Here is a 23,495-nt window from a genome sequence, read left to right as displayed (position 1 = left end):
CGTATCCCCTCTCCCCGGGGGGAGAGGGGATCTCCCGCTCACTTCACCGCGAGGATTTCCTCGTAGATCGGCTTGATCTCCGGCGACAGCGCCGCGACGACGGTCGGGCGGCCCTTCTCGGCGAAGGCGGCCTTGTCGACGGTGATGAACTCCATGCCCTTGGCCTTCAGGTCGGCCGCCAGCTTGGTCTCGTCCTCGATGAACAGCTTGCGCTCGGCGGCCTGGGCGGCCTTGGCGGCTTCCATGATGGCGGCGCGCTGTTCGGCCGGCAGCTTGTTCAGCTTCTTCGAGCCGCCGACCAGATAGATCCAGCTGATGACGTGCTCCGTCAGGTTCACGTATTTCTGGACTTCGTAGAAGCTCGCCGACTTGATGAGGGCCAGCGGGTTCTCCTGCGCCTCGATGGTGTCGTTCTGCAGGCCGGTGAAGACCTCCGAGAAGGCCATCGGCGTCGGCTTGGCGCCCAGCCCCTGCCAGAAGGACACGAACAGCGGCACGTTCGGCACGCGCATCTTCAGGCCGTTCAGCTCGTCCGGCGACTTGATCGGGCGCTTGCTGGTCAGGTTGCGCGGGCCGCGGGCGAAGTAGGTCAGCGGGACCAGCTGGGTCTTCTGCTCGATGGCGTCGGCGATCTTCTTGCCCGGCTCGCCGCTAACGACCTTGTCGAGATGGTCGAGGTCGCGGATGGCGTAGGGAACCGCCAGCAACGCCGCGGCCGGCGCCCAGTTCTGCAGCGATTCACCGGTGATGGTGAAGTCGATGGTGCCGAGCTGGATACCCTTGATCAGGTCGGTTTCCTTGCCGAGCTGCTCGTTGGGGAACACCTTGACCTCGACCGCGCCGTTGGTGCGCTTGGCGACTTCCTCGGCGAAGATCAGCGAGGCCTTGTGCCAGACATTGTCCTCGTTGGCGAGGTGGCCGAGCTTCAGCGTCGTCTTGGCCTGGGCGCGGACGATGGCCGGCGCGGCGATGCCGCCCAGCAGGGTCGCACCGGCGGCGATGCCGGCGCCGAGGCCGATGGTCTTGGCCAGCGTGCGGCGCGAGATCGGGGTCTTGCTGTTCATCCTGGTGTCCCTCCGTTATGGGCGGATCAGGTCCGCCATTGTTTGACGTGTGGCTGCGGTTCGGCCGGCAATCAGCCTTCGAAGTCGAGCTGGACCTTGATGGTGCTGGACGGGTCGTTTTCGATCAGGGCGAAGGCGCTCGCCGCATCGGCGATCGGGAAGACCTGGGTGATCATCGCCGCAGGATTCAGCTTGCCGCTCTCCAGCCAGTCGATGACCTGCGGCAGCAGGCGGCGGTTCAGGCGGGAGCCGACCAGGGTCAGCTCCTTCTTCACGATCTCCTGCTGGCTGATGTTGCAGGGGCCGGGGGAGAAGCCCAGCAGACCGATGCGCGCCGCGGGGCTGGCGAGGCGGCAGGCCTCCTCCAGCAGGGCCGGCACGCCGGCGCCGTCGATCACCACCGTCGGACCCAGCCCGTCATTCTCGTCGCGCACCGCGTCGGGCACCGACACGCGCGCGGAGTTGAGGACGACATCGGCGCCGAACTCCTTCGCCCGTTCCAGCCGCTTGTCGTCCAGGTCGGCGACGATGCAGCGGGCGCCGTGCAGCTTGGCGACCTGCACCACCGTCAGCCCGACCGTCCCGGCGCCATAGACCAGCACCGTGTCTTCGGGCCCGATGCCGGTGCGCGACAGAACGTTCGCGGCGATGGACAGCGGCTCCGCCAGTGCGGCCAGCGAGATCGGCAGGTCGGAGCGCACCTTGATGGCGTTGGCCGCCGGCACCACGACATGGTTGCGGAAGCCGCCGTCGCGATGGACGCCGAACACCTCCAGATTGGCGCAGACATTGGTCCGCCCGGCGCGGCAGGCGTAGCAGCGGCCGCAGGACACCACCGGATCGACCACCACATGGTCGCCGACCGCGACGTTGCCCACACCGTCGCCGACCGCCTCGACCGTACCGGCGAACTCGTGGCCGATGACGCGGGGATAGACCGCGAAGGGGTTGGAGCCGTGGTAGATGTGCAGGTCCGACCCGCAGATCCCGGCGCGCTGGACGCGGACCAGCACCTCGCCGGCCTTGACCGACCCAGAAGCGGGGGCGTTTTCGGGGCGGAGCGCCAGCACATGCGGCTTTTCGACGGTCAGGGCAACCACGGGAACACTCCCTATAGAAGATGATACTGTGAAGCGGGGTCAGGCGGTCGCGGCGACCACGGCGCGGGCACCGTCGGCGAACAGGCGCTTGAGCGCGGCGGTGACCGGCCCGGTGAAGCGCGGATCGCGCGGCAGATCCTCGCCGAACACGGCGGTCAGGCCGAACAGCGCCTCGGCCAGACGGTCGGGGTTGCCGGCGGTGGATGCGGCGATCTCCGCCAGTTTGGCAGCCATCGGGTCGCGCACGTCGATGGGCTTACCCGTCTCGTCGGTGCCGGCGACGTAGCGCATCCAGGCGGCGACGGCCAGGACCAGCCGGTCGATGGTTTCGCCGGCGGCCAGCCGGTCGCGGATCGGATTCAGCAGACGCTGCGGCAGCTTCTGCGTGCCGTCCATGGCGATCTGCCAAGTGCGGTGGCGAAGCGCCGGATTGCGGAAGCGGGCGATCAGCGCGTCCTTGTACTGCTCCATGTCCGCACCGGGCGGCATGTGCAGCGTCGGCCCGGTCTCGCGGTCCATCAGGTTGCGGACCAGCGTGGCGAAGGCGGGGTCGGCCATCGTGTCCGACACCGTCTCGTAGCCCGCCAGATATCCCAGATAGGCAATGGTGGAGTGGCTGCCGTTCAGCAGCCGCAGCTTCATCGTCTCATAGGGATGGACGTCGGCGACCAGTTCCACCCCCACCGTCTCCCAGGCCGGGCGGCCGGCGGGGAAGCGGTCCTCGACCACCCATTGCGTGAAGGGCTCCGTCACCACCGGCCAGGCATCCTGCACGCCGAGCGACTGGGATACGCGGGTGCGGTCGGCCTCGGTGGTGGCGGGGACGATGCGGTCGACTATGCTGTTGGGGCAGGCCACCGTCTCCGCCACCCAGGCGCCGAAATCGGCACCGCGCAGTTCGGCGAAGCGGCGCAGGATGCGGGCGACGGTGTCGCCGTTGCTCGGCAGGTTGTCGCAACTCAGCACGGTGAAGGGCGGCAGCCCGGTGGCGCGGCGGCGGGCCAGCGCCTCGATCAGGAAGCCGATGGCGGTGCGCGGCTTGGCGGGGTTGTCCAGGTCGTGGCGGATGTCGGGATGGTCCTCGTTCAGCGCACCGGTGGCCGGGTCATGGCAATAGCCCTTCTCCGTCACCGTCAGGGTGACGATGCGCACCGACGGGCGGCACATCCGCTCCAGCACCGCTTCCGGATCCTCATGCGCCACCAGCAGTTCCAGCAGGCAGCCGATCACCCGCAGCCGCTCCCCCTCGGCGTCGCGCACGGCGACGGTGTAGAGCCCGTCCTGCGGTTCCAGGGCGTCGCGGGTATCGGGGCTGCGCAGGCTGACGCCGGCGATGCCCCACGCCCCGAACTGCGTCTCCAGCAGCGCGTCGGTGTAGGCCGCCTGATGGGCGCGCTGGAAGGCGCCGACGCCGAGATGGACGATGCCGATCTCCAGATCCCTGCGGTCATAACCGGGCCGCGCGACCGCCGCCGGCAGGGTGGACAGGACGGAATCGCCAAGGCGCCGGGACGGGGTGCCGGAAGGGGAAGAGGACGATGCGGGCGTTTGCATGGGGGCGGTTTCCTTCCTGGCGAGCCGCAGGCTCACATTCTTGTATGGTAGTATGTCACGAGTATCGGAAAAGGGCAATCCGGATTGTTCCCTGGACGAACTGATCTCTCCGACCATGCCGTCGAAGGTGGCGGACGAACCACGCCGTCCCGCCCCTCGCCGTCCCCCTGAAAGCTGTGCCGATCAGCGCGCTCCGGCAACCCTCGCGCGGACCGCATTTCGGGAGGTCGCCTTCTGGGGTGGCGGAGGGGCGGCGTCATCCAGGGTGAACAGGTCGGGGAATTTGCTCTCCAGCTCGGGAAGGGAGGTCAGGATCTCGCGCAGATGCAGCCCCATCGCCGCCTCCGCCTTGACGGGGTCGCGGGCGACGATGGCCTCGACCACCGCCTGATGCTGCGAGATCAGCCGGCGGATCGGCGTGGCGTACGGGACGCTGAGATAGCGGACGCGGTCCATCTGGGCCTTCGTCTCCTCGACGATGCGCCATGCATAGTCGCACTCCGCCCCGATGGCGATGGTCCGGTGGAATGCTTCGTCCAGTTCCAGGAAGCGCACCGGGACCGCCTCGTCGGCGATGTCCCACTGGGCCTTGAGGTTGTCGCGCAGTTCGGCGATACCAGCCGGCGTGATGGTTTCACACGCCTTGCGCACCACGGCGGTTTCCACCGCCTCGCGCACGAAGCGGGCGTCGAGCACCTGCTTGACCGAGATCTTGACGACGAAAGTCCCACGCTGCGGCCGGATGGTCAGCAGTCCCGACTCGCTCAGCTTGATGAAGGCTTCGCGCACCGGCTGGCGGCTGACGCCGAGCTGGTCGGCGATCTCCTGCTCGGACAGGGCTTGACCTGGGCGGAACTGCATCGTCACGATGGCTTGGCGAAGCACCCGGTACACGCGCCGCGCGATCGGCTCGCTGGAGTCCACGTCGATCTTGCTCAGCATCGCTTTTCCACCCCTAAGCCCGCCCGATCCGGTCGAGGGACCATCGGCTGGCGGCAACAACAATTCAAGGATACTACCATACTAGTTGACAAGCAAGCCCCTCGGTTCCGCAGGGTCCTATGCGACGTCGCATTTCTCAGCGCTGCGAATTATGAAAATCATTTCGCACCAGCACACGGACGGTTGAAACTTCTGACAGAATGGGCATGCTGTCGCCGATGGTCTGACCACTTCGCGTGCAGGGGGATTCTCCTGCCCGGACTTTGATCATCCCCATTCAGTATCCGGCGTTCGCGCATCGACCCGTATCCGTCCATCCTCGACCAGGAAACCGTCGCCCATGTCCGCCATCCTGCTGCAGGAAAGTTCCGAGACGAAGGACCAGCCGCTCCGCGAAGACATCCGCCTGCTGGGGCGCATCCTGGGCGACACCGTCCGCAGCCAGGAAGGGGAGGCGGTGTTCGACATCGTCGAGCGGATCCGCCAGACCTCCATCCGCTTCCACCGCGAAGAGGACCAGGGCGCCCGCAAGGAGCTGGAGGCGATCCTGAACAGCCTGTCGCCGCCGCAGACGGCGCGGGTGGTGCGGGCCTACAGCTTCTTCTCGCACCTCGCCAACATCGCCGAGGACCAGCACCACATCCGCCGTACCCGCGCCCATGCGCTCGCCGGGTCGGCCCCGCGCGAGGGCACCATGGCCCATGCGCTGGACGAGGCGACGAAGGCCGGCGTCACCACCCAGCAGTTGAAGGAGTTCTTCGACGGCGCGCTGGTCAGCCCGGTGCTGACCGCCCACCCGACCGAGGTGCAGCGCAAGAGCATCCTGACCGTGCAGATGGCGGTCGCCAAGCTGCTGGCCGAGCGCGACCACGGGCCGATGACGCCGGAGGAGGAGGAGACCAACCTCGAATCGCTCCAGCGCGCCGTGCTGACGCTGTGGCAGACCGCGATCCTGCGCGCCACCAAGCTGGCGGTGACGGACGAGGTGGCGAACGGCCTGACCTTCTACGACTACACCTTCCTGCGCGAGATGCCGCGCTTCTACGCCCAGCTTGAAGACCATCTGCGCAAGACCGACCCGTCCTGGGCGACGACGGAGCTGCCGTCCTTCCTGCGCATGGGCAGCTGGATCGGCGGCGACCGCGACGGCAACCCCTTCGTCACCGCGCCGGTCCTGCGGCAGGCGATGCGGATGCAGAGCACCCGCGCCTTGCAGTTCTACCTGGACGAACTGCACACGCTGGGGTCGGAGCTGTCGCTGAGCACCCGCGTCATCGACGTGTCGGAGCCGCTGCGCCAGCTGGCCGAACGCTCGCCCGATCCTTCGCCGCACCGCAAGATGGAACCGTACCGCCGTGCCATCTCCGGCCTCTATGCGCGGGTCGCCGCGACGCTGCGGACGCTGGACGGGTTGGAGGCGCCACGCCACGCCGTGGGCGAAGCGCCGCCCTACCTGTCCCCGGCGGAATTCGGCGCCGACCTCGACATCATCGACCGTTCGCTGACCGTCAACGGTTCGGCGACACTCGCCAAGGGCCGGCTGCGCCACCTGCGGCGTGCCGTCGACCTGTTCGGTTTCCATCTGGCCAGCATCGACCTGCGCCAGAACTCCGACGTGCATGAGCGCACGGTGGCGGAGTTGCTGTCCTTCGCCGACGCCGACGTCGATTACAAGGCGCTGTCGGAGGACGAGCGGATCGAGCTGCTGGTCCGCGAACTGGAGACCAACCGCCCGCTGGCCTCGCGCTACGCCGATTATTCGGAAGAGACGAACTCCGAACTGGACATCCTGCGCACCGCCGCCGATGCCCGCGCCCGTTTCGGCGCCGATGCGGTGGTGAACTGCGTCATCTCCAAGACCGACGGCGTGTCGGACATCCTGGAGGTCGCCGTCCTGCTGAAGGAAGCCGGGCTGCTGCGGCCGAAGGAAAAGGCGCTGGACCTGAACATCGCGCCGCTGTTCGAGACCATCGGCGACCTGCGCAACTGTGCGGCCACCATGGACCGTCTGCTGTCGATCCCGACCTACCGGCGCTTCCTGGAAAGCCGCGGCAACCTGCAGGAGGTGATGCTCGGCTATTCGGACAGCAACAAGGACGGCGGCTTCCTCACCTCCGGCTGGGAACTGTACAAGGCCGAGATCGCGCTGGTCGAGGTGTTCGCCAAGCATGGCGTGCGTCTGCGGCTGTTCCACGGCCGCGGCGGCTCGGTCGGCCGCGGCGGCGGCCCCAGCTATCAGGCGATCCTGGCCCAGCCGGCCGGCGCCGTGCAGGGCGCCATCCGCATCACCGAACAGGGCGAGGTCATCGCCGGCAAATATTCCAACCCGGAAGTCGGCCGGCGCAACCTGGAAACGCTGGCGGCGGCGACGCTGGAAGCCACGCTGCTGCACCCGGAATCGGCGGCTCCCTGCACCGATCTGTTCCTCCAGACCATGGAAGAGCTGTCGGAGCATGCCTTCAAGGCCTATCGCGGGCTGGTCTACGACACCGAGGGCTTCGAGAAGTATTTCTGGGAATCGACGGTGATCGGCGAGATCGCCAACCTCAACATCGGCAGCCGTCCGGCGTCGCGCAAGAAGTCGACCAGCATCGAGGATCTGCGCGCCATTCCCTGGGTGTTCAGCTGGGCGCAATGCCGCCTGATGCTGCCGGGCTGGTACGGCTTCGGGTCGGCGGTGAAGGCCTATCTGGCCCAGCATCCCGACGGGATGGAACGGCTGCGTGCCATGCACCGCGACTGGGGCTTCTTCAGCACGCTGCTGTCCAACATGGACATGGTGCTGTCCAAGTCGAACATCGCCATCGCGTCGCGTTATGCCGGGCTGGTGTCGGATCCGGCGCTGCGCGACGCCATCTTCTCCCGCATCCGGGCGGAGTGGCAGGACAGCATCGACGCGCTGCTGGCGATCACCGAGCAGTCGGCCCTGCTGGAGAACAACCCGCTGCTGGCGCGGTCGATCCGCAACCGCTTCCCCTATCTCGACCCGCTGAACCATGTCCAGGTCGAACTGCTGAAGCGCCACCGCACCAGCGACAGCGGCGAGCAGATCGCCCGCGGCATCCATCTGACCATCAACGGCATCGCCGCCGGTCTGCGCAACAGCGGCTGACCGCCTTACCGCACCGCACCACCGGGCGGCTTTCCGCCGCACTGATGCCCGCAAATGCGCTCTTCCTCCACCGTGGGGAAGGGCGCATTTTGTTTGCGGACGAAGGGCTTGGTCCGTCTTGCCCTCTTCTTGTGCGATGCATGATCAACTCTTCGGCATCGCAAAACAAACATCGGCCGCCAAGCTCCCAGCCAAAATAAATCACAAGATATCGGCCGAAAATCCCAGTTGATCGTCTCTGAGTATTTTGATACCTCATGCCTCCCCGAGAGGAGAAATGGTATGACCACTCAGTCCCAACAGCAGCAGATGGCCCAGCAGCAACAGGCGCGGGCGACCACCGGAACACAGGGCGGCACTCCCGCCGGCACCCAGGGCGGCACCGCCGACACATATGAGGAATTCTGCGGCGGCGCCTGCGGCGCCGGTGCCGGCGCCGCGGTGATCTGGCGGCCGGTCACGGTCGAGCCGCGTCGCCGCTGATCGATCGTCCCGGCATAAGAAAAGCCCCTCTCCCGTGAAGGAAGAGGGGCTTTTTTTGTTGCCTGTCGCTCCTGCGGACCGGTCACCCCGCCCGCATGCGGTTGACCAGACCGTCGACCTGGGACCCCAGCGACCGCACCTCGTCGGCGACGGTGGAGGAGGCGGTCAGCACGCGGGTGGCGGATTCGCCGGACTCCGCGGCGGCGCGGGCGACGGAATCGATGTTGCGCCGGACATGCTGGGTGCCGTCGGCGGCCTCGCCGACATTGCGGGCGATCTCGCGGGTGGCGGCACTCTGCTGCTCGACCGCCGCGGCGACGGTGGCGGCGATCTCGTTGATCTCGCGGATGGTGCCGGCGATGGAGCGGATGGCGTCCACCGCATCCTGCGTCACCGACTGCATCGCCTGGATCTGGCTGGAGATCTCCTCCGTCGCCTTGCCGGTCTGGTTGGCGAGGCTCTTCACCTCCGACGCCACCACGGCGAAGCCCTTGCCGGCCTCGCCGGCGCGGGCGGCCTCGATGGTCGCGTTCAGCGCCAGCAGGTTGGTCTGGCTGGCGATGTCGTTGATGAGTTGCACCACCTCGCCGATCTTGTTGGCGGACTGCGACAGCCCCTCCACCGTGCGGTCGGTGCGTTCGGCTTCGGTCGCCGCCTTGCGGGCGATCTGGCTGGAGGCGTGGACCTGACTGCCGATCTCCTGGATCGAGGCCGACAGTTCCTCCGTCGCGGCGGCCACCGCCTTGACGCTGCCTTCCGCCTGCTGCGAGGTGCTGGCCGCGGTGGCGGCCTCGCCGGTGGTGGCCTCGGCATTGCGGCTCATGCGCTGGGCCATGTCCTGCATTTCGCCGGCGGCGCGGGCGACGCGGTCGAGCACGCCGCGCACGCTGCTTTCGAAATTCTCGGCCATCTCGACCATGGCGCGGCGGCGCTCGCCGGCGGCACGGCTTCGTTCGGCTTCGGCGCGGGCGTTGGCGGCGCTCGCCTCGTTGGCGGTGTCGCGGAAGACCATCAGGGCGCGGGTCATGTCGCCGATCTCGTCGGAACCGGCAGCGGGAATTGGCGCGTTCAGGTTTCCGGCGGCGATCGCCCGCATGGCATCGGACAGCTGGCTGATGCGCGCGACGATGTTGCGGCCCACGACGAACCACGCCAGGGCGGCGGCACCTATCAGGCTGGCGACAGCGAACAGGATCAGCATCTTGCGGCCGGCCGACAGCGCATCGGTCGCCCCGGCGGCGGCGGTGTCCGCCTCCTGCTTCATCGCGGAGATCTGGTCGTCGACCATGCCGGCGAACTGCCGGGCGATCTGGCGGTTCTCCGTCAGGACCTTCTCGTTCTCTTCGGCAGCGGCGAGTTCGGAGCGGCGCAGCTTGAACAGGCTGTTGTCGCCCTTGCCGAAGCCGGCCAGGACCTCGGCACTCTTGACCAGCTTCGGCAGCCCGTCGTCACCAGCGGACTGCAGCGCCTTCAGCCGCTCCTCCATCGCCTTGGCGGCGGTGGTGAAGCGGGTTTCCAGCATCGTCAGCCGTTCGGCATTGGGCGCCTGCGTCGCCTCGTTCAGCGCGCCGACGGTGGCGGCGGCGTAGGTCGACAGTTCCAGATAGGTCCGGAAGCGGGCCAGTCCGGCGCCCAGCAGATCCTGCATGGAATCGCGGGTCTGCGAGCGGACGTTGACGCTCGACAGCTTGATTTCCGCCTTCAGCCGCATCAGTGGCGATTCCATCTGCTCCAGCAGGGAAGCCTGCTGGCGTGCGCCATCGGTCAGGACTTTCCCGATCTTCTGACGCAAGGTTTCGCGTTCGGCGCTGTCGACCGGCAGTTCCAGGGCCTTGCGGCGCATGTCGAAGACGCCGGTGGCGCCGTCGCCCAGCTGGAAGAAGGCGTCCAGCCCGTCGGACGCCTCCTTGCTCAGGCGGCTGCCGATCTGCGCGGTGGCGCTGACGATGCGGGCGGCCGCTTCCAGATAGCTCTGCTGGTGCTGGGTGACGGCGAAGGCGGTCTCCGCGCCCCCGGCGCGGGTCAGGGACTCCGACGCCACGCCCAGGTCGCCGCGCACCTCATACATGGTGATCAGGGAGCGGACGGCGTCGCCCAGCGCGTTCATGTCGCGCTCGGTGCTGTTGTCCAGCGTCTCGCCCTTGCTGCGCAGGGTGGCGCCGGCCCGCTCGGTCAGCGGGGCAAGGTTTGCAAGGAAGGCGTCGTAGGATTTCGCCAGATCGACGGCCATCGCCTCGCGCGTGCCGCGGACGGACAGGCGCTGGTTGGCCGCGGCGTTGCCGTGCTCCAGCGTAGCGATCAGGCCTTCGGTCTTGCTGCGCAGCTCGCCGATCCGGGGATCGCCGGAGCGGTGGGAGGCCAATTCCTCCACCAGGGCGCCCAGCGCCTTGCCGTTGCCCATGATCTCGCCATAGACGCGCTCGCGCTCGCTCTGGCTTTCCGCGGCGGCCAGCACCGGGGCGGCGGCGGCGATGCCGCTGCTTTCGCCGGACAGGCGCTTCGCCAACTCCATCTCCGGCAGGCCGGTGCCGACGATCTGCGTCAACGGCCGTTCAACCGCCGAGAAGGACGTCAGCCCGACGATGCTGGCGGCGACCGTCATGCCGGCCATACCGGCGAAGGCGAGCAGAAGCTTGCCGCGTACGCCCATCCGTCTGCTGCGTGGGGTGCCGTCCTGGCGGTCCGGCATCATGGTGTCGTCGCGCGCGTCCATCGTCATATGCGTCCTGCTCCCCGGAAAATGCGTCAGGTCGGGCTTTTTGCCCGTTTTGTTCGTTCCTGCCGTCCGCGGACCGCTCCCCCACTCCCGGGGATTGATTCCGATCCGCACTGCTTGGCAGACCAACCATACCGCAGTGTGGTTGACAGATCCTTACGGGGGAACTCTCATTTTCCGCCACTCCGGGTTATACCCATTTCGAATTATGGCCATCCGATCCCGGATGCTGCGTGCGTCATTATGACCATCCGCCACCCCCGAACGTTATAGGGCCTCTTCCCGACTCCGACCGCGTGATAGTCTTCCCCGGAAATTATCGGCGATGGGGAGAGGCATGCGGGTCTGGCAGGCGGCGTTCGCATCTCCGGCGGCGGAGCTGGCTCCGCAGCCGGCCGATCTCGCCCTGGTCTTCGGTTCCGTCGACGTCTTCGACAGTCCGGACCTCGCCGCCCGGCTGGCCTCCGCATTCCCCGGCGCCGTGATCGCCGGGTGCAGCACGGCGGGCGAAATCGCCGGCGACGCCGTGCTCGACGGGTCCTGCACCGTCACCGCCATCCGTTTCGAGCGTGGCGGAGATGCGGTCGCGGTCGAAGCCGACATCGCCTCCACCGACGACAGCCAGCGGGCAGGCGAAGCTCTGGGAGAGGCGCTTGTTGCCCGTGCCGGCCTGTCGGGGGTGCTGCTGTTCGCCCGCGGCGTCGGCGTGAACGGCAGCGCGCTGATCGACGGGCTGTCCTCGCGCCTGCCTGCGGGCATTCCGGTGTCGGGCGGGCTGGCCGGCGACGGCGGCGCCTTCGTCCGTACGATGGTGCTGGGGCCGTCCGGCGTGTCCGACAGCCGGGCGGTGGCGGTCGGGCTTTACGGCGGGAGCCTGCATCTCGGCCTCGGCTCCGTCGGCGGGTGGGAACCGTTCGGGCCGGCGCGCAAGGTGACGAAGGCCGTCGGCAACCTGCTGCTCCAGCTGGACGGCGAGCCGGCGCTGAACGTCTACAGGCGCTATCTCGGCGACTATGCCCGCGACCTGCCGGCGTCGGGCCTGCTGTTTCCGTTCGAACTGCTGAACGGCAACCATGATTCGGTCGGGCTGATCCGCACCATCCTCGGCATCGACGAGGCGGCCGGCGGCCTGATCCTGGCCGGCACGGTGGAGGAGGGCTTCTACCTGCGGCTGATGCACGCCAGCACCGACGGGCTGGTCGACGGGGCGGAGCAGGCCGGCGCCATCGCCGCCGCCGGAGTGGGTGAGGCGGCGGGCGACCGGCTCGCACTTCTGGTCAGCTGCGTCGGCCGCAAGCTGGTGATGGGCGACCGGGTGGAGGAGGAGGTGCAGGCGGTGGCGGACCGGATGGGGCCGGGCGCGGTGCTGGCCGGCTTCTATTCTTATGGGGAGATCGGACCGATGCGCGATCTGGTCGATTGCCGGCTGCACAACCAGACGATGACGGTCGCCCTGCTGACGGAACGCTGACCGCATGCACCGCCTGCTGCAAAGCCAGTTCAAGCGGGTGCTGGGCCTGCCGACCGCCGAAGCGGCGGACTCCGTCCTGGCGGAGTTGAAGGCGCTCGCCTGCACCCCCGGCCTGTCGGCCGACGCGGTGCGGATGCTGGACTCGCTGCCGGCACTGTTCGCCCGCATCGGCCAGAGCTACGAACAGGCCGACCGCGACCTGACGCTCAGGGCACGCAGCCTGCAGCTGAGTTCGGAGGAGTTGGCCGACACCAACGAGCGGCTGCGGCGCGAGGCGGCGGCGCAGGCCCATGCCATCCGCCGGTTGCGCGGCATCGCCAACAGCCTGCTGCGGGCGGACGGCCGCCCCGAATTGCCGGATTCCGCCGACAGCGGCCCGACCGACAGCCTGGAACGGCTGAGCCAGCTGATGGCCGGACTGGTGGAGGAACGCTCGGCGGCGCAACGGGCACTGGAGCAGCAGAAATTCGCGCTCGACCAGCACGCCATCGTCAGCATCACCGACCACCGCGGCATCATCACCTACGCCAACGACAAGTTCTGCCAGATCAGCGGCTATTCCCGCGAAGAGCTGCTGGGCCGGTCGCACCGCATCGTCAATTCGGGGCGCCATCCCTCGGGTTTCTTCGCGGAGATGTGGCACACGGTCATGGACGGGCAGGTCTGGCACGGCGAGATCTGCAACCGCACCAAGGCGGGCGAGGAATATTGGGTGGCGGCGACCATCGTCCCGCTGCTCACCACCGACGGCCAGCCGCACCAGTACATCGCCATCCGCACCGACATCACCGAACGCAAGCGGATGGAGGCCGAGCTTGAGGACAGCCGGCGCTTCCTGCAGAGCATCACCGACAGCATGGGCGAAGGCGTCTTCTCGCTGGACCGCAACGGCTTCTGCACCTTCCTGAACCCGGAGGCGGAACGTCTGCTCGGCTGGTCGCTGGCGGATCTGCGCGGCATCACCCTGCATGACGCCGTGCATTACAAGGACGGCCAGGGGCGGCCGGTCGCCGGCGCGGACTGCGCGGTGCTGAACACCGTCCGCCGCGGCGAGATCCATCGTTCGGAAACCGACCATTTCGTCCGGCGCGACGGCACCATCTTCCCCATCGCCATCACCGCGGTACCGCTGCGCGAGGATGGCCGCATCGTCGGTTCGGTCACCGTCTTCCAGGACATCACCGAACGCCAGCGCATGCTGACCGCCCTGCAGGAAAGCGAGGAGCGGCTGACGGTGGCGCTCGACGCCTCCAACACCGGGCTGTGGGACTGGAACCCGGTGACGGACCACGCCTATTTCTCCGACCGCTGGCTCGGCATGCTGGGCTATGCCCCCGGCGAGCTTCCCGGCAACGGCTCCACCTGGCTGGGGCTGCTGCACGAGAGCGACCGGGAGCGGGTGCTGGCGACGCTGGAGGACCATGTGGCCGGCCGCGCCCCGGTCTACGAGGTCGAGTTCCGCATGCGCCACAAGTCGGGCGCCTGGGTCTGGATCCTGTCGGCCGGCAAGGTGACGGAACGCGACGCGGACGGCCTGCCCACCCGCATCACCGGCATCCACAAGGACGTCACCGACCGCAAGCGGACCGAGGACGAGCTGGCCCGCGCCAAGGAGGAGGCCGACCGCGCCAACCGGCAGAAGAGCGACTTCCTGGCCAACATGAGCCACGAGATCCGCACGCCGATGAACGCGGTGATCGGGCTGAGCCACCTGATGATGAAGACGGAGCTATCGCCGCGCCAGCGCGACTATCTGGACAAGATCCACGCCTCCTCGCGCAGCCTGCTCGGCATCATCAACGACATCCTCGACTTCTCCAAGGTCGAGGCCGGAAAGCTGACGATCGAGGCGATCCCCTTCCACATCGGCGACGTGCTGCAGGAGGTGGCGACGGTCGTCCTGCCCAAGGTGCGGGAAAAGGGGCTGGAGCTGATCGTCGACCTGCATGGCGGTGTGCCGGGCATGCTGGTCGGCGACCCGCTGCGGCTGGGTCAGGTGATCCTGAACCTCGTCTCCAACGCCGTGAAGTTCACGGAGCGGGGCGAGGTGGTGGTGACGGTGGGCGGACGCATCGGCACCGGCGACGATTACCGGCTGGAGGTGGAGGTCTGCGACACCGGCATCGGCATGTCGCCCGAACAGGCGGCGTCGCTGTTCCGCCCCTTCACCCAGGCCGACAGCTCCACCACGCGGCGCTTCGGCGGCACCGGGCTGGGGCTGGCGATCTGCCGCCAGCTGGTGGAACTGATGGGCGGCGGCGTGTCGGTGGAAAGCCGGCCGGGCGAGGGCAGCATCTTCCGCTTCTCCATCCGCTGCCGGGTCGCGGCCGGCGACACCGCCGACGACCGGTTGCCGCGCGACCTGATGGAACGCCGGGTTCTGGTGGTGGACGACAGCGACGCCGTGCGCTCCATCCTGACCGACATGCTGGAACGCTTCGGCCTGACCGTGGAATCGGTGGGCGACGGCTGGTCGGCGCTGCGCCGGCTGGAGGAGGGGCAGGCCGGGGAGAAACCATCGGTGGAGCTGGTGGTGCTCGACTGGCGCATGCCGGACCTCGACGGGGTGGAGACCCTGCGCCGCCTGCGCGCGCTGCCCGGCGCCCAGCCGCCGGTGGTGATGACCACCGCCTATGGCGCCGATGGGGTGCAGGGGGCGCTGGATGGGGCGCTGGACGGCGCCGCCGGGCCGGTCACCGCCGTGCTGGAAAAGCCTGTGACACCGTCAGCCATGTTCGATTCGGTGATGACGGCGCTGGGCGGTGCGGCCCGGCCAGCCGATACCGCACGCCGGGTGAACGACCCCGCCCAGTCGACCGAGCTTTCGGCGCTGGTCGGGCGCAGCGTTCTGCTGGTGGAGGACAACCCGGTCAACCAGCAGGTTGCCTGCGGCCTTCTGGAACTGGTCGGCATCGAGGCGACGGTGGTCGGCAGCGGCGAGGAGGCTTTGCAATGCCTGCGCGAGGTGAAGTTCGACCTCGTGCTGATGGACGTGCAGATGCCGGGGCTCGACGGCTATGAGACGACGCGCCTGATCAGGCGCGAGCTGGAGCTGTCCAACCTGCCGATCATCGCCATGACCGCCCATGCCATGGCCGGCGACCGCGAACGCTGCCTCGATTCCGGCATGAACGACCATGTTTCCAAGCCGATCGATCCGGACACGCTGTATGCGGCGCTCGCCCGCTGGCTGAAGCCGGTGCGTGGAATCGGGGCTGCCGCAGCCGGAACGGCGGCGATGCCGGCCGCCGCCGTATCGTCCGCCCCGGCACTGCCCGACAGCCTGCCGGCGCTCGACCTTGCCGTCGCCCGGCGCAACGTGAACGGCAACCTCGCCCTGCTGCGCCGGATCCTGATCGATTTCGCCGCCACCCACGAGGGGGAGGCCGTGCGCTTGGCCACCGCAGTGCGGGAGGAACGCTGGAAGGACGTGCTGCGGCTGTCCCACACGCTGAAGGGCACCGCGGCCACGGTCGGCGCCATGGACCTTTCCGCCCTGGCGGGGCGGATCGAAGCCGGCGCGATGATGGTGCCACCGGATCTGGAGGAGGGGGTGCTCGACCGGTTGGCCGACGCGCTCGCACTGGTGGTGGAAGGGATCGGCACCCTCGGGCGGCCGGCGGCGGACAGCGTCCCGGCGGCGGCGGCGGTTGCGCCGCCATCCTCGGCGGCCGGGCTTCCGCGCGACCTGCTGCGGGCCGCCCTGCCGCTGGCCGACCGGCTGGGCGGTCTGCTGATCGCCGGCGACCCGGAGGCGGGCGATCTGGCCGATGCGCTTGCCCGCCTGCTGACCGGCAGCCCGGTGGCGCACATGGCGGAGCGGGTGAACCGCCATGCCGGCGCCTTCGATTTCGATGACGCGGCCACCGCCCTGACCGAACTGCGCGACCGCCTGCGTGACTGGAGAGAGACCGCGACATGAGCCTGCCGAACCCGGTTGCCCTGCCGAACGGCGAGAAGCCGCGCATCCTGGTCGTCGACGACGAGCCGATCAACCTGAAGGTCATGGCCGACCTGCTGCGCGACAGCTATGGCCTGATCGTGGCGAAGGACGGGCCGCAGGCGCTCGCCCGTCTGGCCGGCGACCCGCTGCCCGACCTGATCCTGCTGGACGTGATGATGCCGGGCATGGATGGGGTGGAGGTCTGCCGGAAACTGAAGGAGGACGCCCGCACCCGCGAAGTCCCGGTGATCTTCATCACCGCCATGGGACAGGTCCATGACGAGACCCGCGGGTTCGAGGTCGGTGCCGTCGATTACATCACCAAGCCGATCTCGCCGCCGGTGGTGCTGGCCCGCGTCCGCACCCACATCGCGCTCCGCGAGGCGCGGCGGGCGCTCACCGACCAGAACCGCCAACTGGAGGACCGGGTGGCGGAGCGCACGCGCGACCTGTTGCGCGCCCAGGACGCCACCATCCGCGCCATGGCCTCGCTGGCGGAAACCCGCGACAACGAGACGGGCAACCACATCCGCCGGACCCAGAACTATGTGCTGGCGCTCGCCCTGCATCTCAGCCGCGATCCGCGCTATGCCGGCCGGCTCGACGAGGAAACCATCGAGCTGCTCTACAAATCGGCGCCGTTGCACGATGTCGGCAAGGTCGGCATCCCGGATTCGATCCTGCTGAAGCCGGGAAAGCTCAGCGACGACGAATTCCATGTGATGAAGACGCACGCGGCACTGGGCCACGACGCCATCTTCGCCGCCGAAGGGCAGGCGGAGATCGCGTTGGCCGGTGAAAGCTCCTTCCTGCGCATCGCGCGGGAGATCGCGCACGGCCACCACGAGCGCTGGGACGGCACCGGCTATCCCCAAGGACTGGCGGGGGAGGCAATTCCGCTGTCGGCCCGGCTGATGGCGGTCGCCGACGTGTACGACGCGCTGATCAGCCGCCGCTGCTACAAGCCGCCCTTCCCGCACGAGAAGGCGGCGGAGATCATCCGCGAAGGCAGCGGCAGCCATTTCGACCCCGCCGTCGTCGCCGCCTTCACCGCGCTGGAAGACGAGTTCAGGGACATCGCCAGCCGCTACAGCGACGAGGAGTGACGGCGCAGGCGCCCGCTAGATCCAGGAATCGTCCCCTCCGCCGCTGCCGCCGTCATCGAAGGACGAATCGTCGTACGACACATCGTCGGCCGGCGGCGGATCGGGGTCATGGGAGGCGTCCTGCGCCGCATCCGGTGACGCATCGCCCTGCGGCCCCTGGTCGTCGCCGTAGTAATTGTTAGTGATGACGGTCTCGTTGATCGTCTCGCCGCCCAGGGGCTGGGCCATCGCCGTGCCGAAGGGGCCGGGCGAATGGTGCAGCAGGGACGAGATGGCGCTTGCCGCCAGCATGCCGCCGGCCACCCCCGCGGCGGTCTGCGCCGCTCCGGCGAAGAACCCGCCGCCGCGCGGGGCCATGCCCGGCTGCGGGAAGGGGGGCGGGCTGTATTGCTGCGGCGGATAGGCGGCGCCCGGCGCGGCATCCCAGGGGCTGCGGCCGGCGCCCGGCTGTCCTTGCGGCGGCTGGGAATAGGACGGGGCGGGGGGAGGTTCGGCACCGCGGCCCCAGGGGCTGCGGCCGATGCCGAGCGCGTTCGACAGGAAGCTGCCGCCGGATTGCGCCGGCTGCGCCGGGCGGTCGCGCAGTTGCCGCTCCAATTCCTCGATCCGGGTCTGGGCTGCGGTCAGCGCCTGCTGCTGCACCAGCACCGTCTGCGCCAGGTAATAGGACGACAGCGGCTGGTCCTGGACCGACCGGCGGATAAAGTCCTCCGCTTCGGCGTCGCGTGGCTGGGATTGCTGCTGCGTTTCCACCTCGCGCAGGCGGCGGAACAGGTCGGACAGAAGCGTGCGTTCCTCGGGGGTCATCGACGTCTCCTAACATGGCGCCCGTCGCAAGGGGTGCCACCCCTTGATGTGGAGTCACCATCCCCCAGCGGACAAGTCCCCAATTGGGCGGCCCCGCTCCCGGAGGCCATTCTGCCGCCCGACACGACGCCGGTCATTTCATTTCAGGATATCCGAAATATTACGCAATCGCGCCGGCAACTTGCCGAACATTCCGAATACGGTTCTTTGGATGGTGAACTGTTGGCCTGACCATTGTGGGAATAGAGGCGGCTATATCGGCTATGGCGTCGCAGGCTTAACATATGACATTGACGGGGGTGCCTTTTTCCGGATCGATAGGCCACATTTGTGATGCGACCGCCCGGCGGCGCCGGTTGTGAAGCCGAGACCAAGACTGAACAGGCGCCGAGCGATGGTGGAACTGACCGACCTGGAGCGCGATGCGCTGACCGAGTTGGTGAACATGGGGGTCGGTCGCGCCGCCACCCATCTCAGCCGCATGGTCAACGATCAGGTCCTACTGTCCGTGCCGACCGTGGACATCGTCAGCCGGCAGGAGGCATCGAATTTCCTGACCGCGCGCGAACGCCACGGGCTTGTGGCGGTGGAGCAGCAGTTCCAGGGCTCCTTCGACGGCCGCGCCATGCTGATCTTTCCGGAGGCCAACAGCCTGGAACTGGCCCGCGCGGTTCTGGGCGGCGAGCTGACCCTGGCGGAGATCGTGGATCTGGAGCAGGACGCCCTGGCCGAGATCGGCAACATCATCCTGAACGGCTGCCTCGTGGTGGTCGCCAACGCGCTGAGGGACCGGCTGACCATCTCGCTGCCGGCGGTGCTGCGCGGCGACGGCGCCAACATCCTGACAGACAAGGCCGGAGGCGCGGACGAGCTTGTGCTGTTCCTCTACATCGATTTCACCATCCGCAGCCGCAGCATCCGCGGCTACATCGCCCTGCTGATGGGTGTATCGTCCCTGCAGTCGCTGAAGCAGCTGATCCACGCCTTCATCGAAGGCATCGCGTCCGAAGAACCCTCATCCGCCGGAACGTCGCATGGCTCCCAGATTGCCTGAACAACCCACCTGGGCCCTCGATGTCCTGGGCGCGCTGGATGCCGGCATCCTGCTTCTGGACCGCCATTGCCGTGTCCTCTACTGGAACAGCTGGATGGAGCAGGCCTCCACCCTGACGGCCAGGGAGATTCTGGGGCACGACCTGTTCGACGCCCTGCCGAACCTGCGCGAATCGCGCCTGCACATCGCCGTGCGCGACACGCTGGCCACCGGCGCGCCCGGCGTGCTGTCGCACACCCTGAACCCGATGCTGTTCCCGCTGCGCCTGGCCGACGGGCGGCGGATGGTCCACAATGTGGTGATCCGGCCGCTGCCGTCGAATGCGCAATCCCCCCATTCACCGGTGGCCGGCAGCGAGGCGCGCTGCCTGATCCAGGTGACCGACGTCACCGCGTCGGTGAACCGCGAACGGGTGCTGCGCGAACAGCGCGATGCCCGTTACCGCGCCATCGTCGACACCGCCCCCGACGCCATCATCACCACCGACACCCGCGGCATGGTGCAGTGGATGAACGGCACCGCCACCCGCCAGTTCGACTACCGCCCGGACGAACTGATCGGCCAGAGCGTCACCGTGCTGCTGGGCGACGACGCACCCGACTGGATCGCCATGGCGGAGCGCAGCGGACCGGGCGCCGCCGGCATGGACGCCGCCACCCAGCCGGTGGAACTGTCCGGCCGCCGCCGCGACGGCAGCCACATCGACCTGGAATTGTCGATGGCGCGCTGGGAATCGGAAGGACGCAGCTTCATCACCGGGATCCTGCGCGACATCACCGAACGCCGCCGCACCCGGGAGGAATTGCGGGCCAGCGCGCTCGCCATGCGCCAGCTTGCCGAACAGACCAAGGCGACGCTGGACGCGCTGCCGGCCTTCATCGCCGTGCTCGACCGCTCCGGCCATATCGTGTCGGTCAACCGGGCCTGGGCGGAAGCCGGGCCGGAGACCAGCTTCCTCGGCGAGGGCTGCATCGTCGGCGACGACTACCTCGATCATTGCGGGCGGGGGGAGACGGCCGACCCACGCGCCGACAGCGTGATGGAGGGCTTGCGCACGCTGCTGAACGAGGGCGGCCCGCCGGTATCGGCCGAGTACGTCACCAACACCCAGCACTGGTTCCGCTGCCTCGCCGCGCCGATGCCGGCCGGCCCCTTCGGCGGCACCGTGCTGATGCACATCGACGTGACGGAGATCAAGTCGATGGAGGCGGCGCTGCGCAAGCTGGTCGGCCAGAAATCGACCCTGCTGCGCGAGGTCAACCACCGCGTCAAGAACAGCCTGCAGCTGGTTTCCAGCCTGCTCACGCTCCAGACGCTGAGCCTTCCCGACGAAGCGGTGCGGGTGCATTTCCAGGACGCCCGCAGCCGCATCGAGGCGATCGCCCGCGTCCACAACCGCCTTTATCAGGCCGACCAGTTCCAGACCATCGAGTTCGGCACCTACCTGAACGAGCTGTGCGAGGATCTGGCGCGTGCGTCGGGCGGCGACAGCATGTGCGACATCGTCGTGCGGTCCGACGTGATCGACCTGCCGATCGACCATGCCGCGCCGCTCGGCCTGATCGCGAACGAACTGATCACCAACGCGGTCAAGCATCGCGGCGGCGAGCCGGCGCGGGTGACGGTGACCTTCATACGCGAGGGTGACGACCTTGCCCTGACCGTTTCCGACCGCGGCCCCGGACTGCCGTCCAACTTCGATATCCGCAAGAGCCGCAGCCTGGGCATGCGCCTGATCTCCAGTCTGGCGGGCCAGATCCGGGCCTGCGTCGGCATCGACACCACGCCGCAGGGCACCACCTTCCGCATCGAACTGCCGGTGCCGGACGAGGTGCCGCTTCTCGAGGCGACGTCCACCGAGGAGATCGGGGGATGAAGATCCTGCTGGTGGAAGACGAGGTGCTGATCGCGCTCGAACAGCAGCTCTATCTGGAGAATGTCGGCCACAGCATAATCGGCCCGGCGATCACCGCGACGGAGGCGATTGAGATCGCCACGGCCGACAAGCCCGATCTGGCGCTGGTCGACGTGCATCTGGGCATGGGCACCAACGGCATCGACGCCGCGCGCGGGCTGACGACGCTGGGCGTGCCCTGCCTGTTCATCACGTCGTTCCGCGACGAACTGAAGAAGGACGGCCCGCTGACCGGCATCGGCTGTCTGCCCAAGCCCTTCACCGAAAGCGGCCTGATCGCCGCCGTCGACGCCGCCCGCGCCATATTGGCGGGGGAGACGCCGCGCAACGTGCCGCAGACGATGGAGCTGTTCGTTTGAGGGGAGGGGGCGATCCCCTCCCTCAACCGCCGGTCCGGCGGATCGGCTCCGGCGCCGACTGCTGTTCGAACAGGCGGCGGTAGAGCCCGCCCGCCCGGTGGAGCAGGGCGGTATGGCTGCCATCCTCCACCACCCGGCCCTGGTTGAAGACCAGGATGCGGTCCAGCGTGCGGACGGTGGACAGGCGGTGGGCGATGATGATGGCGGTGCGGCCCTGCATCAGCCGTTCGATCGCCTCCTGGATCAGCGCCTCCGATTCCGAATCCAGGCTGGAGGTCGCCTCGTCCAGGATCAGGATCGGCGCATCGGCCAGGAAGGCGCGGGCCAGCGCCACCCGCTGACGTTCGCCGCCCGACAGCTTGACACCGCGCTCGCCGACCAGCGTCGCATAGCCCTTCGGCAGGCGGGCGATGAAGTCGTGGGCATTGGCGAGCCTGGCTGCCCGCTCGATCTCCGCCATCGACGCGCCGGGGCGGCCATAGGCGATGTTCTCCGCCAGGGTGCGGTGGAACAGGATCGGTTCCTGCGGGACGATGGCGATCTGCGAGCGCAGCGACTGCTGGGTCGTCGCCGCGACCTCCTGCCCGTCGATCAGCACGCGGCCGTCGGTCACGTCGTACAGGCGCTGGATCAGCTTGACGAAGGTGGTCTTGCCCGACCCCGACGGCCCGACCAACCCGACCCGCTCCCCTGCCCTGATGGTCAGCGACAGGTCGCGGTAGAGCGGCGTGGTGTGGCCGCCATATTGGAAGGCGACGCGATCGAAGCGCACCTCGCCCGCCCCGATGCGGATCTGTGAGGCGTCCGGCCGGTCCTCCACCCCCAGCGGTTCGGCGTGGATCGCCACCAGCTCCTCCATCTCGTTGACGGAGCGCTGGAGGTGGTTGATGTGCATGCCGATGTCGCGCAGATAACCGTGCACGACGAAATAGGTGGTCAGCACATAGGCCACGTCGCCCGGCGTCGCCTGCCCGCGCCACCACAGCCACAGCGCGGTCGCCACCACGCTGCTGCGGATCAGCAGCAGAACCACCAGCTGCACGGTGCTGTGTCGGGTGTGGCGGGTCCAGGTGCGATGGGTGCGGCGGCTCCATTTGTCGACCACGCCGGCCAGCCGCTCGTCCTCGCGCGGCTCGGCGCCGAAGGCCTTGACCACGGCGTTGCAGCCGATGGCGTCGGCCAGCGTCCCGCCCAGCTTCGTATCCCAGGCGTTCGACAGCCGGGCCGCCGGCGCGATGTAGAGGGTGGAGAACATCACCGTCATCGCGATGTAGACGGCCGTGCCGAGCGCGATGACCAGCCCCATCGCCGGCCAATGCAGCCCCAAGGTCACCATCGTGCCGATCAGCACGACCAGCGACGGCCACAGCGCCAGCAGGAGCGTGTCGTCCAGGGTGTCGAGCGCCCACATCCCGCGGGTGATCTTGCGCACCACCGACCCGGCGAAGCTGTTGGCGTGCCAGTCGGTGGAAAAGCGCTGGATGCGGTGAAAGCTGTCCTGGCCGACATCGGCCATGATGCGCAGGGTGAAGGGGATAACCCCGCTCCAGGCGATGTGGCGCATCACCACCATGCCGACGCCCAGCGCGACCATGGCGCCGAAGGCGGTCAGCGCCGCATGCAGCGCCGCGTCGCGGTCGCCCGGCAGCAGGGTCAGCGCGTCGACCAGCCGGCCGGCGAACAGCGGCATGAAGACGTCGGCCAGCGTCGACAGGGCGATGGCTCCGGCGATGCCGACGGCCAGCGGGGTCTGACGGCGCCAGTGACGGAAGGTGAAGGCCAGAACGCTGCGGATGGCGTTCGGACGGGGGGTGCGTTTCGACAGAGCCATGGGAATCCAACCGGGGCAGGGCCGGCCGTACAGGCGGC

Annotated in this window: 15 protein-coding genes; 8 read left to right on the top strand and 7 right to left on the bottom strand. The window is 68.4% G+C overall.

Features of this window, described 5'->3' with window-relative positions:
* Positions 1-38: 38 nt before the first annotated feature.
* The 4 genes from FZ938_RS21695 to FZ938_RS21680 all read right to left on the bottom strand — a co-directional run bounded on the left by FZ938_RS21695 (position 39) and on the right by FZ938_RS21680 (position 4,660).
* Positions 39-1,064, bottom strand: a complete 1,026-nt coding sequence (locus FZ938_RS21695) for a TRAP transporter substrate-binding protein (protein ID WP_149200525.1) — start codon at positions 1,062-1,064, stop codon at positions 39-41.
* A 71-nt stretch (positions 1,065-1,135) separates the two neighbouring features.
* The gene (locus FZ938_RS21690; RefSeq protein WP_149200524.1) at positions 1,136-2,164 is read right to left on the bottom strand and encodes a Zn-dependent oxidoreductase; all 1,029 of its coding nucleotides are present in this window, start codon (positions 2,162-2,164) and stop codon (positions 1,136-1,138) included.
* Positions 2,165-2,203: 39 nt separating this feature from the next.
* Positions 2,204-3,718, bottom strand: a complete 1,515-nt coding sequence (locus tag FZ938_RS21685) for a mannitol dehydrogenase family protein (RefSeq protein ID WP_149200523.1) — start codon at positions 3,716-3,718, stop codon at positions 2,204-2,206.
* Between the two features lie 183 nt (positions 3,719-3,901).
* Positions 3,902-4,660 (bottom strand): GntR family transcriptional regulator, encoded by a 759-nt coding sequence (locus FZ938_RS21680; protein WP_149200522.1) that lies wholly within the window; start codon positions 4,658-4,660, stop codon positions 3,902-3,904.
* Positions 4,661-5,000: 340 nt separating this feature from the next.
* On the opposite strand from FZ938_RS21680, the gene ppc reads away from it, so the two are divergent.
* Both ppc and FZ938_RS21670 read left to right on the top strand, forming a co-directional pair.
* Positions 5,001-7,772, top strand: a complete 2,772-nt coding sequence (gene ppc / locus FZ938_RS21675) for a phosphoenolpyruvate carboxylase (RefSeq protein ID WP_149200521.1) — start codon at positions 5,001-5,003, stop codon at positions 7,770-7,772.
* A 282-nt stretch (positions 7,773-8,054) separates the two neighbouring features.
* A complete protein-coding gene (locus FZ938_RS21670) occupies positions 8,055-8,255 on the top strand; it encodes a hypothetical protein (RefSeq protein WP_149200520.1) in 201 nt (66 codons plus the stop codon).
* An 82-nt stretch (positions 8,256-8,337) separates the two neighbouring features.
* Here the strand turns inward: FZ938_RS21670 and FZ938_RS21665 are convergent, their stop codons facing one another.
* Positions 8,338-10,974 (bottom strand): methyl-accepting chemotaxis protein, encoded by a 2,637-nt coding sequence (locus FZ938_RS21665; protein ID WP_149200519.1) that lies wholly within the window; start codon positions 10,972-10,974, stop codon positions 8,338-8,340.
* Between the two features lie 334 nt (positions 10,975-11,308).
* Here FZ938_RS21665 and FZ938_RS21660 point away from each other — a divergent pair, with 334 nt between their 5' ends.
* The 3 genes from FZ938_RS21660 to FZ938_RS21650 are packed head-to-tail and all read left to right on the top strand — an operon-like array spanning position 11,309 to position 17,491.
* Positions 11,309-12,442: an FIST signal transduction protein gene (locus tag FZ938_RS21660; protein ID WP_149200518.1), complete on the top strand. Its 1,134-nt coding sequence runs from the start codon at positions 11,309-11,311 to the stop codon at positions 12,440-12,442.
* 4 nt (positions 12,443-12,446) lie between these two features.
* Complete coding sequence (locus FZ938_RS21655; RefSeq protein ID WP_149200517.1) at positions 12,447-16,364, top strand: PAS domain S-box protein; 3,918 nt, start codon at positions 12,447-12,449, stop codon at positions 16,362-16,364.
* Complete coding sequence (locus FZ938_RS21650) at positions 16,361-17,491, top strand: response regulator (protein WP_149200516.1); 1,131 nt, start codon at positions 16,361-16,363, stop codon at positions 17,489-17,491. The genes FZ938_RS21655 and FZ938_RS21650 overlap by 4 nt, the downstream gene beginning before the upstream one ends.
* 15 nt (positions 17,492-17,506) lie before the next feature.
* Here FZ938_RS21650 and FZ938_RS21645 read toward each other — a convergent pair whose 3' ends face one another.
* Complete coding sequence (locus FZ938_RS21645; protein WP_149200515.1) at positions 17,507-18,298, bottom strand: DUF2076 domain-containing protein; 792 nt, start codon at positions 18,296-18,298, stop codon at positions 17,507-17,509.
* Between the two features lie 394 nt (positions 18,299-18,692).
* On the opposite strand from FZ938_RS21645, the gene FZ938_RS21640 reads away from it, so the two are divergent.
* From FZ938_RS21640 to FZ938_RS21630, 3 genes are read left to right on the top strand one after another with little or no spacing between them, the layout of a single operon-like run.
* The gene (locus FZ938_RS21640; RefSeq protein WP_149200514.1) at positions 18,693-19,352 is read left to right on the top strand and encodes a chemotaxis protein CheX; all 660 of its coding nucleotides are present in this window, start codon (positions 18,693-18,695) and stop codon (positions 19,350-19,352) included.
* Positions 19,333-21,228, top strand: a complete 1,896-nt coding sequence (locus FZ938_RS21635) for a sensor histidine kinase (RefSeq protein ID WP_149200513.1) — start codon at positions 19,333-19,335, stop codon at positions 21,226-21,228. Before FZ938_RS21640 ends, FZ938_RS21635 begins: the two co-directional genes overlap by 20 nt.
* The gene (locus FZ938_RS21630) at positions 21,225-21,626 is read left to right on the top strand and encodes a response regulator (RefSeq protein WP_149200512.1); all 402 of its coding nucleotides are present in this window, start codon (positions 21,225-21,227) and stop codon (positions 21,624-21,626) included. Before FZ938_RS21635 ends, FZ938_RS21630 begins: the two co-directional genes overlap by 4 nt.
* A 22-nt stretch (positions 21,627-21,648) precedes the next feature.
* Here FZ938_RS21630 and FZ938_RS21625 read toward each other — a convergent pair whose 3' ends face one another.
* Positions 21,649-23,457 (bottom strand): ABC transporter ATP-binding protein, encoded by a 1,809-nt coding sequence (locus FZ938_RS21625; protein ID WP_149200511.1) that lies wholly within the window; start codon positions 23,455-23,457, stop codon positions 21,649-21,651.
* Positions 23,458-23,495 lie beyond the last annotated feature (38 nt).

This window comes from Azospirillum oryzae (genome assembly GCF_008364795.1).
Lineage (GTDB): Bacteria > Pseudomonadota > Alphaproteobacteria > Azospirillales > Azospirillaceae > Azospirillum > Azospirillum oryzae.
Note: the sequence above shows the minus strand (reverse complement) of the source record. Positions and strands in the feature narration are given on the sequence as shown.

Excerpts from the sequence above, each read along its gene's own strand:
- FZ938_RS21695 (WP_149200525.1), bottom strand. The coding sequence starts at position 1,064 with ATGAACAGCAAGACCCCGATCTCGCGCCGCACGCTGGCCAAGACCATC.
- FZ938_RS21685 (WP_149200523.1), bottom strand. The coding sequence starts at position 3,718 with ATGCAAACGCCCGCATCGTCCTCTTCCCCTTCCGGCACCCCGTCCCGG.
- FZ938_RS21630 (WP_149200512.1), top strand. The coding sequence starts at position 21,225 with ATGAAGATCCTGCTGGTGGAAGACGAGGTGCTGATCGCGCTCGAACAG.
- FZ938_RS21665 (WP_149200519.1), bottom strand. The coding sequence starts at position 10,974 with ATGACGATGGACGCGCGCGACGACACCATGATGCCGGACCGCCAGGAC.
- FZ938_RS21680 (WP_149200522.1), bottom strand. The coding sequence starts at position 4,660 with ATGCTGAGCAAGATCGACGTGGACTCCAGCGAGCCGATCGCGCGGCGC.
- FZ938_RS21670 (WP_149200520.1), top strand. The coding sequence starts at position 8,055 with ATGACCACTCAGTCCCAACAGCAGCAGATGGCCCAGCAGCAACAGGCG.
- FZ938_RS21655 (WP_149200517.1), top strand. The coding sequence starts at position 12,447 with ATGCACCGCCTGCTGCAAAGCCAGTTCAAGCGGGTGCTGGGCCTGCCG.
- ppc (WP_149200521.1), top strand. The coding sequence starts at position 5,001 with ATGTCCGCCATCCTGCTGCAGGAAAGTTCCGAGACGAAGGACCAGCCG.
- FZ938_RS21660 (WP_149200518.1), top strand. The coding sequence starts at position 11,309 with ATGCGGGTCTGGCAGGCGGCGTTCGCATCTCCGGCGGCGGAGCTGGCT.
- FZ938_RS21625 (WP_149200511.1), bottom strand. The coding sequence starts at position 23,457 with ATGGCTCTGTCGAAACGCACCCCCCGTCCGAACGCCATCCGCAGCGTT.
- FZ938_RS21640 (WP_149200514.1), top strand. The coding sequence starts at position 18,693 with ATGGTGGAACTGACCGACCTGGAGCGCGATGCGCTGACCGAGTTGGTG.
- FZ938_RS21650 (WP_149200516.1), top strand. The coding sequence starts at position 16,361 with ATGAGCCTGCCGAACCCGGTTGCCCTGCCGAACGGCGAGAAGCCGCGC.
- FZ938_RS21645 (WP_149200515.1), bottom strand. The coding sequence starts at position 18,298 with ATGACCCCCGAGGAACGCACGCTTCTGTCCGACCTGTTCCGCCGCCTG.
- FZ938_RS21635 (WP_149200513.1), top strand. The coding sequence starts at position 19,333 with ATGGCTCCCAGATTGCCTGAACAACCCACCTGGGCCCTCGATGTCCTG.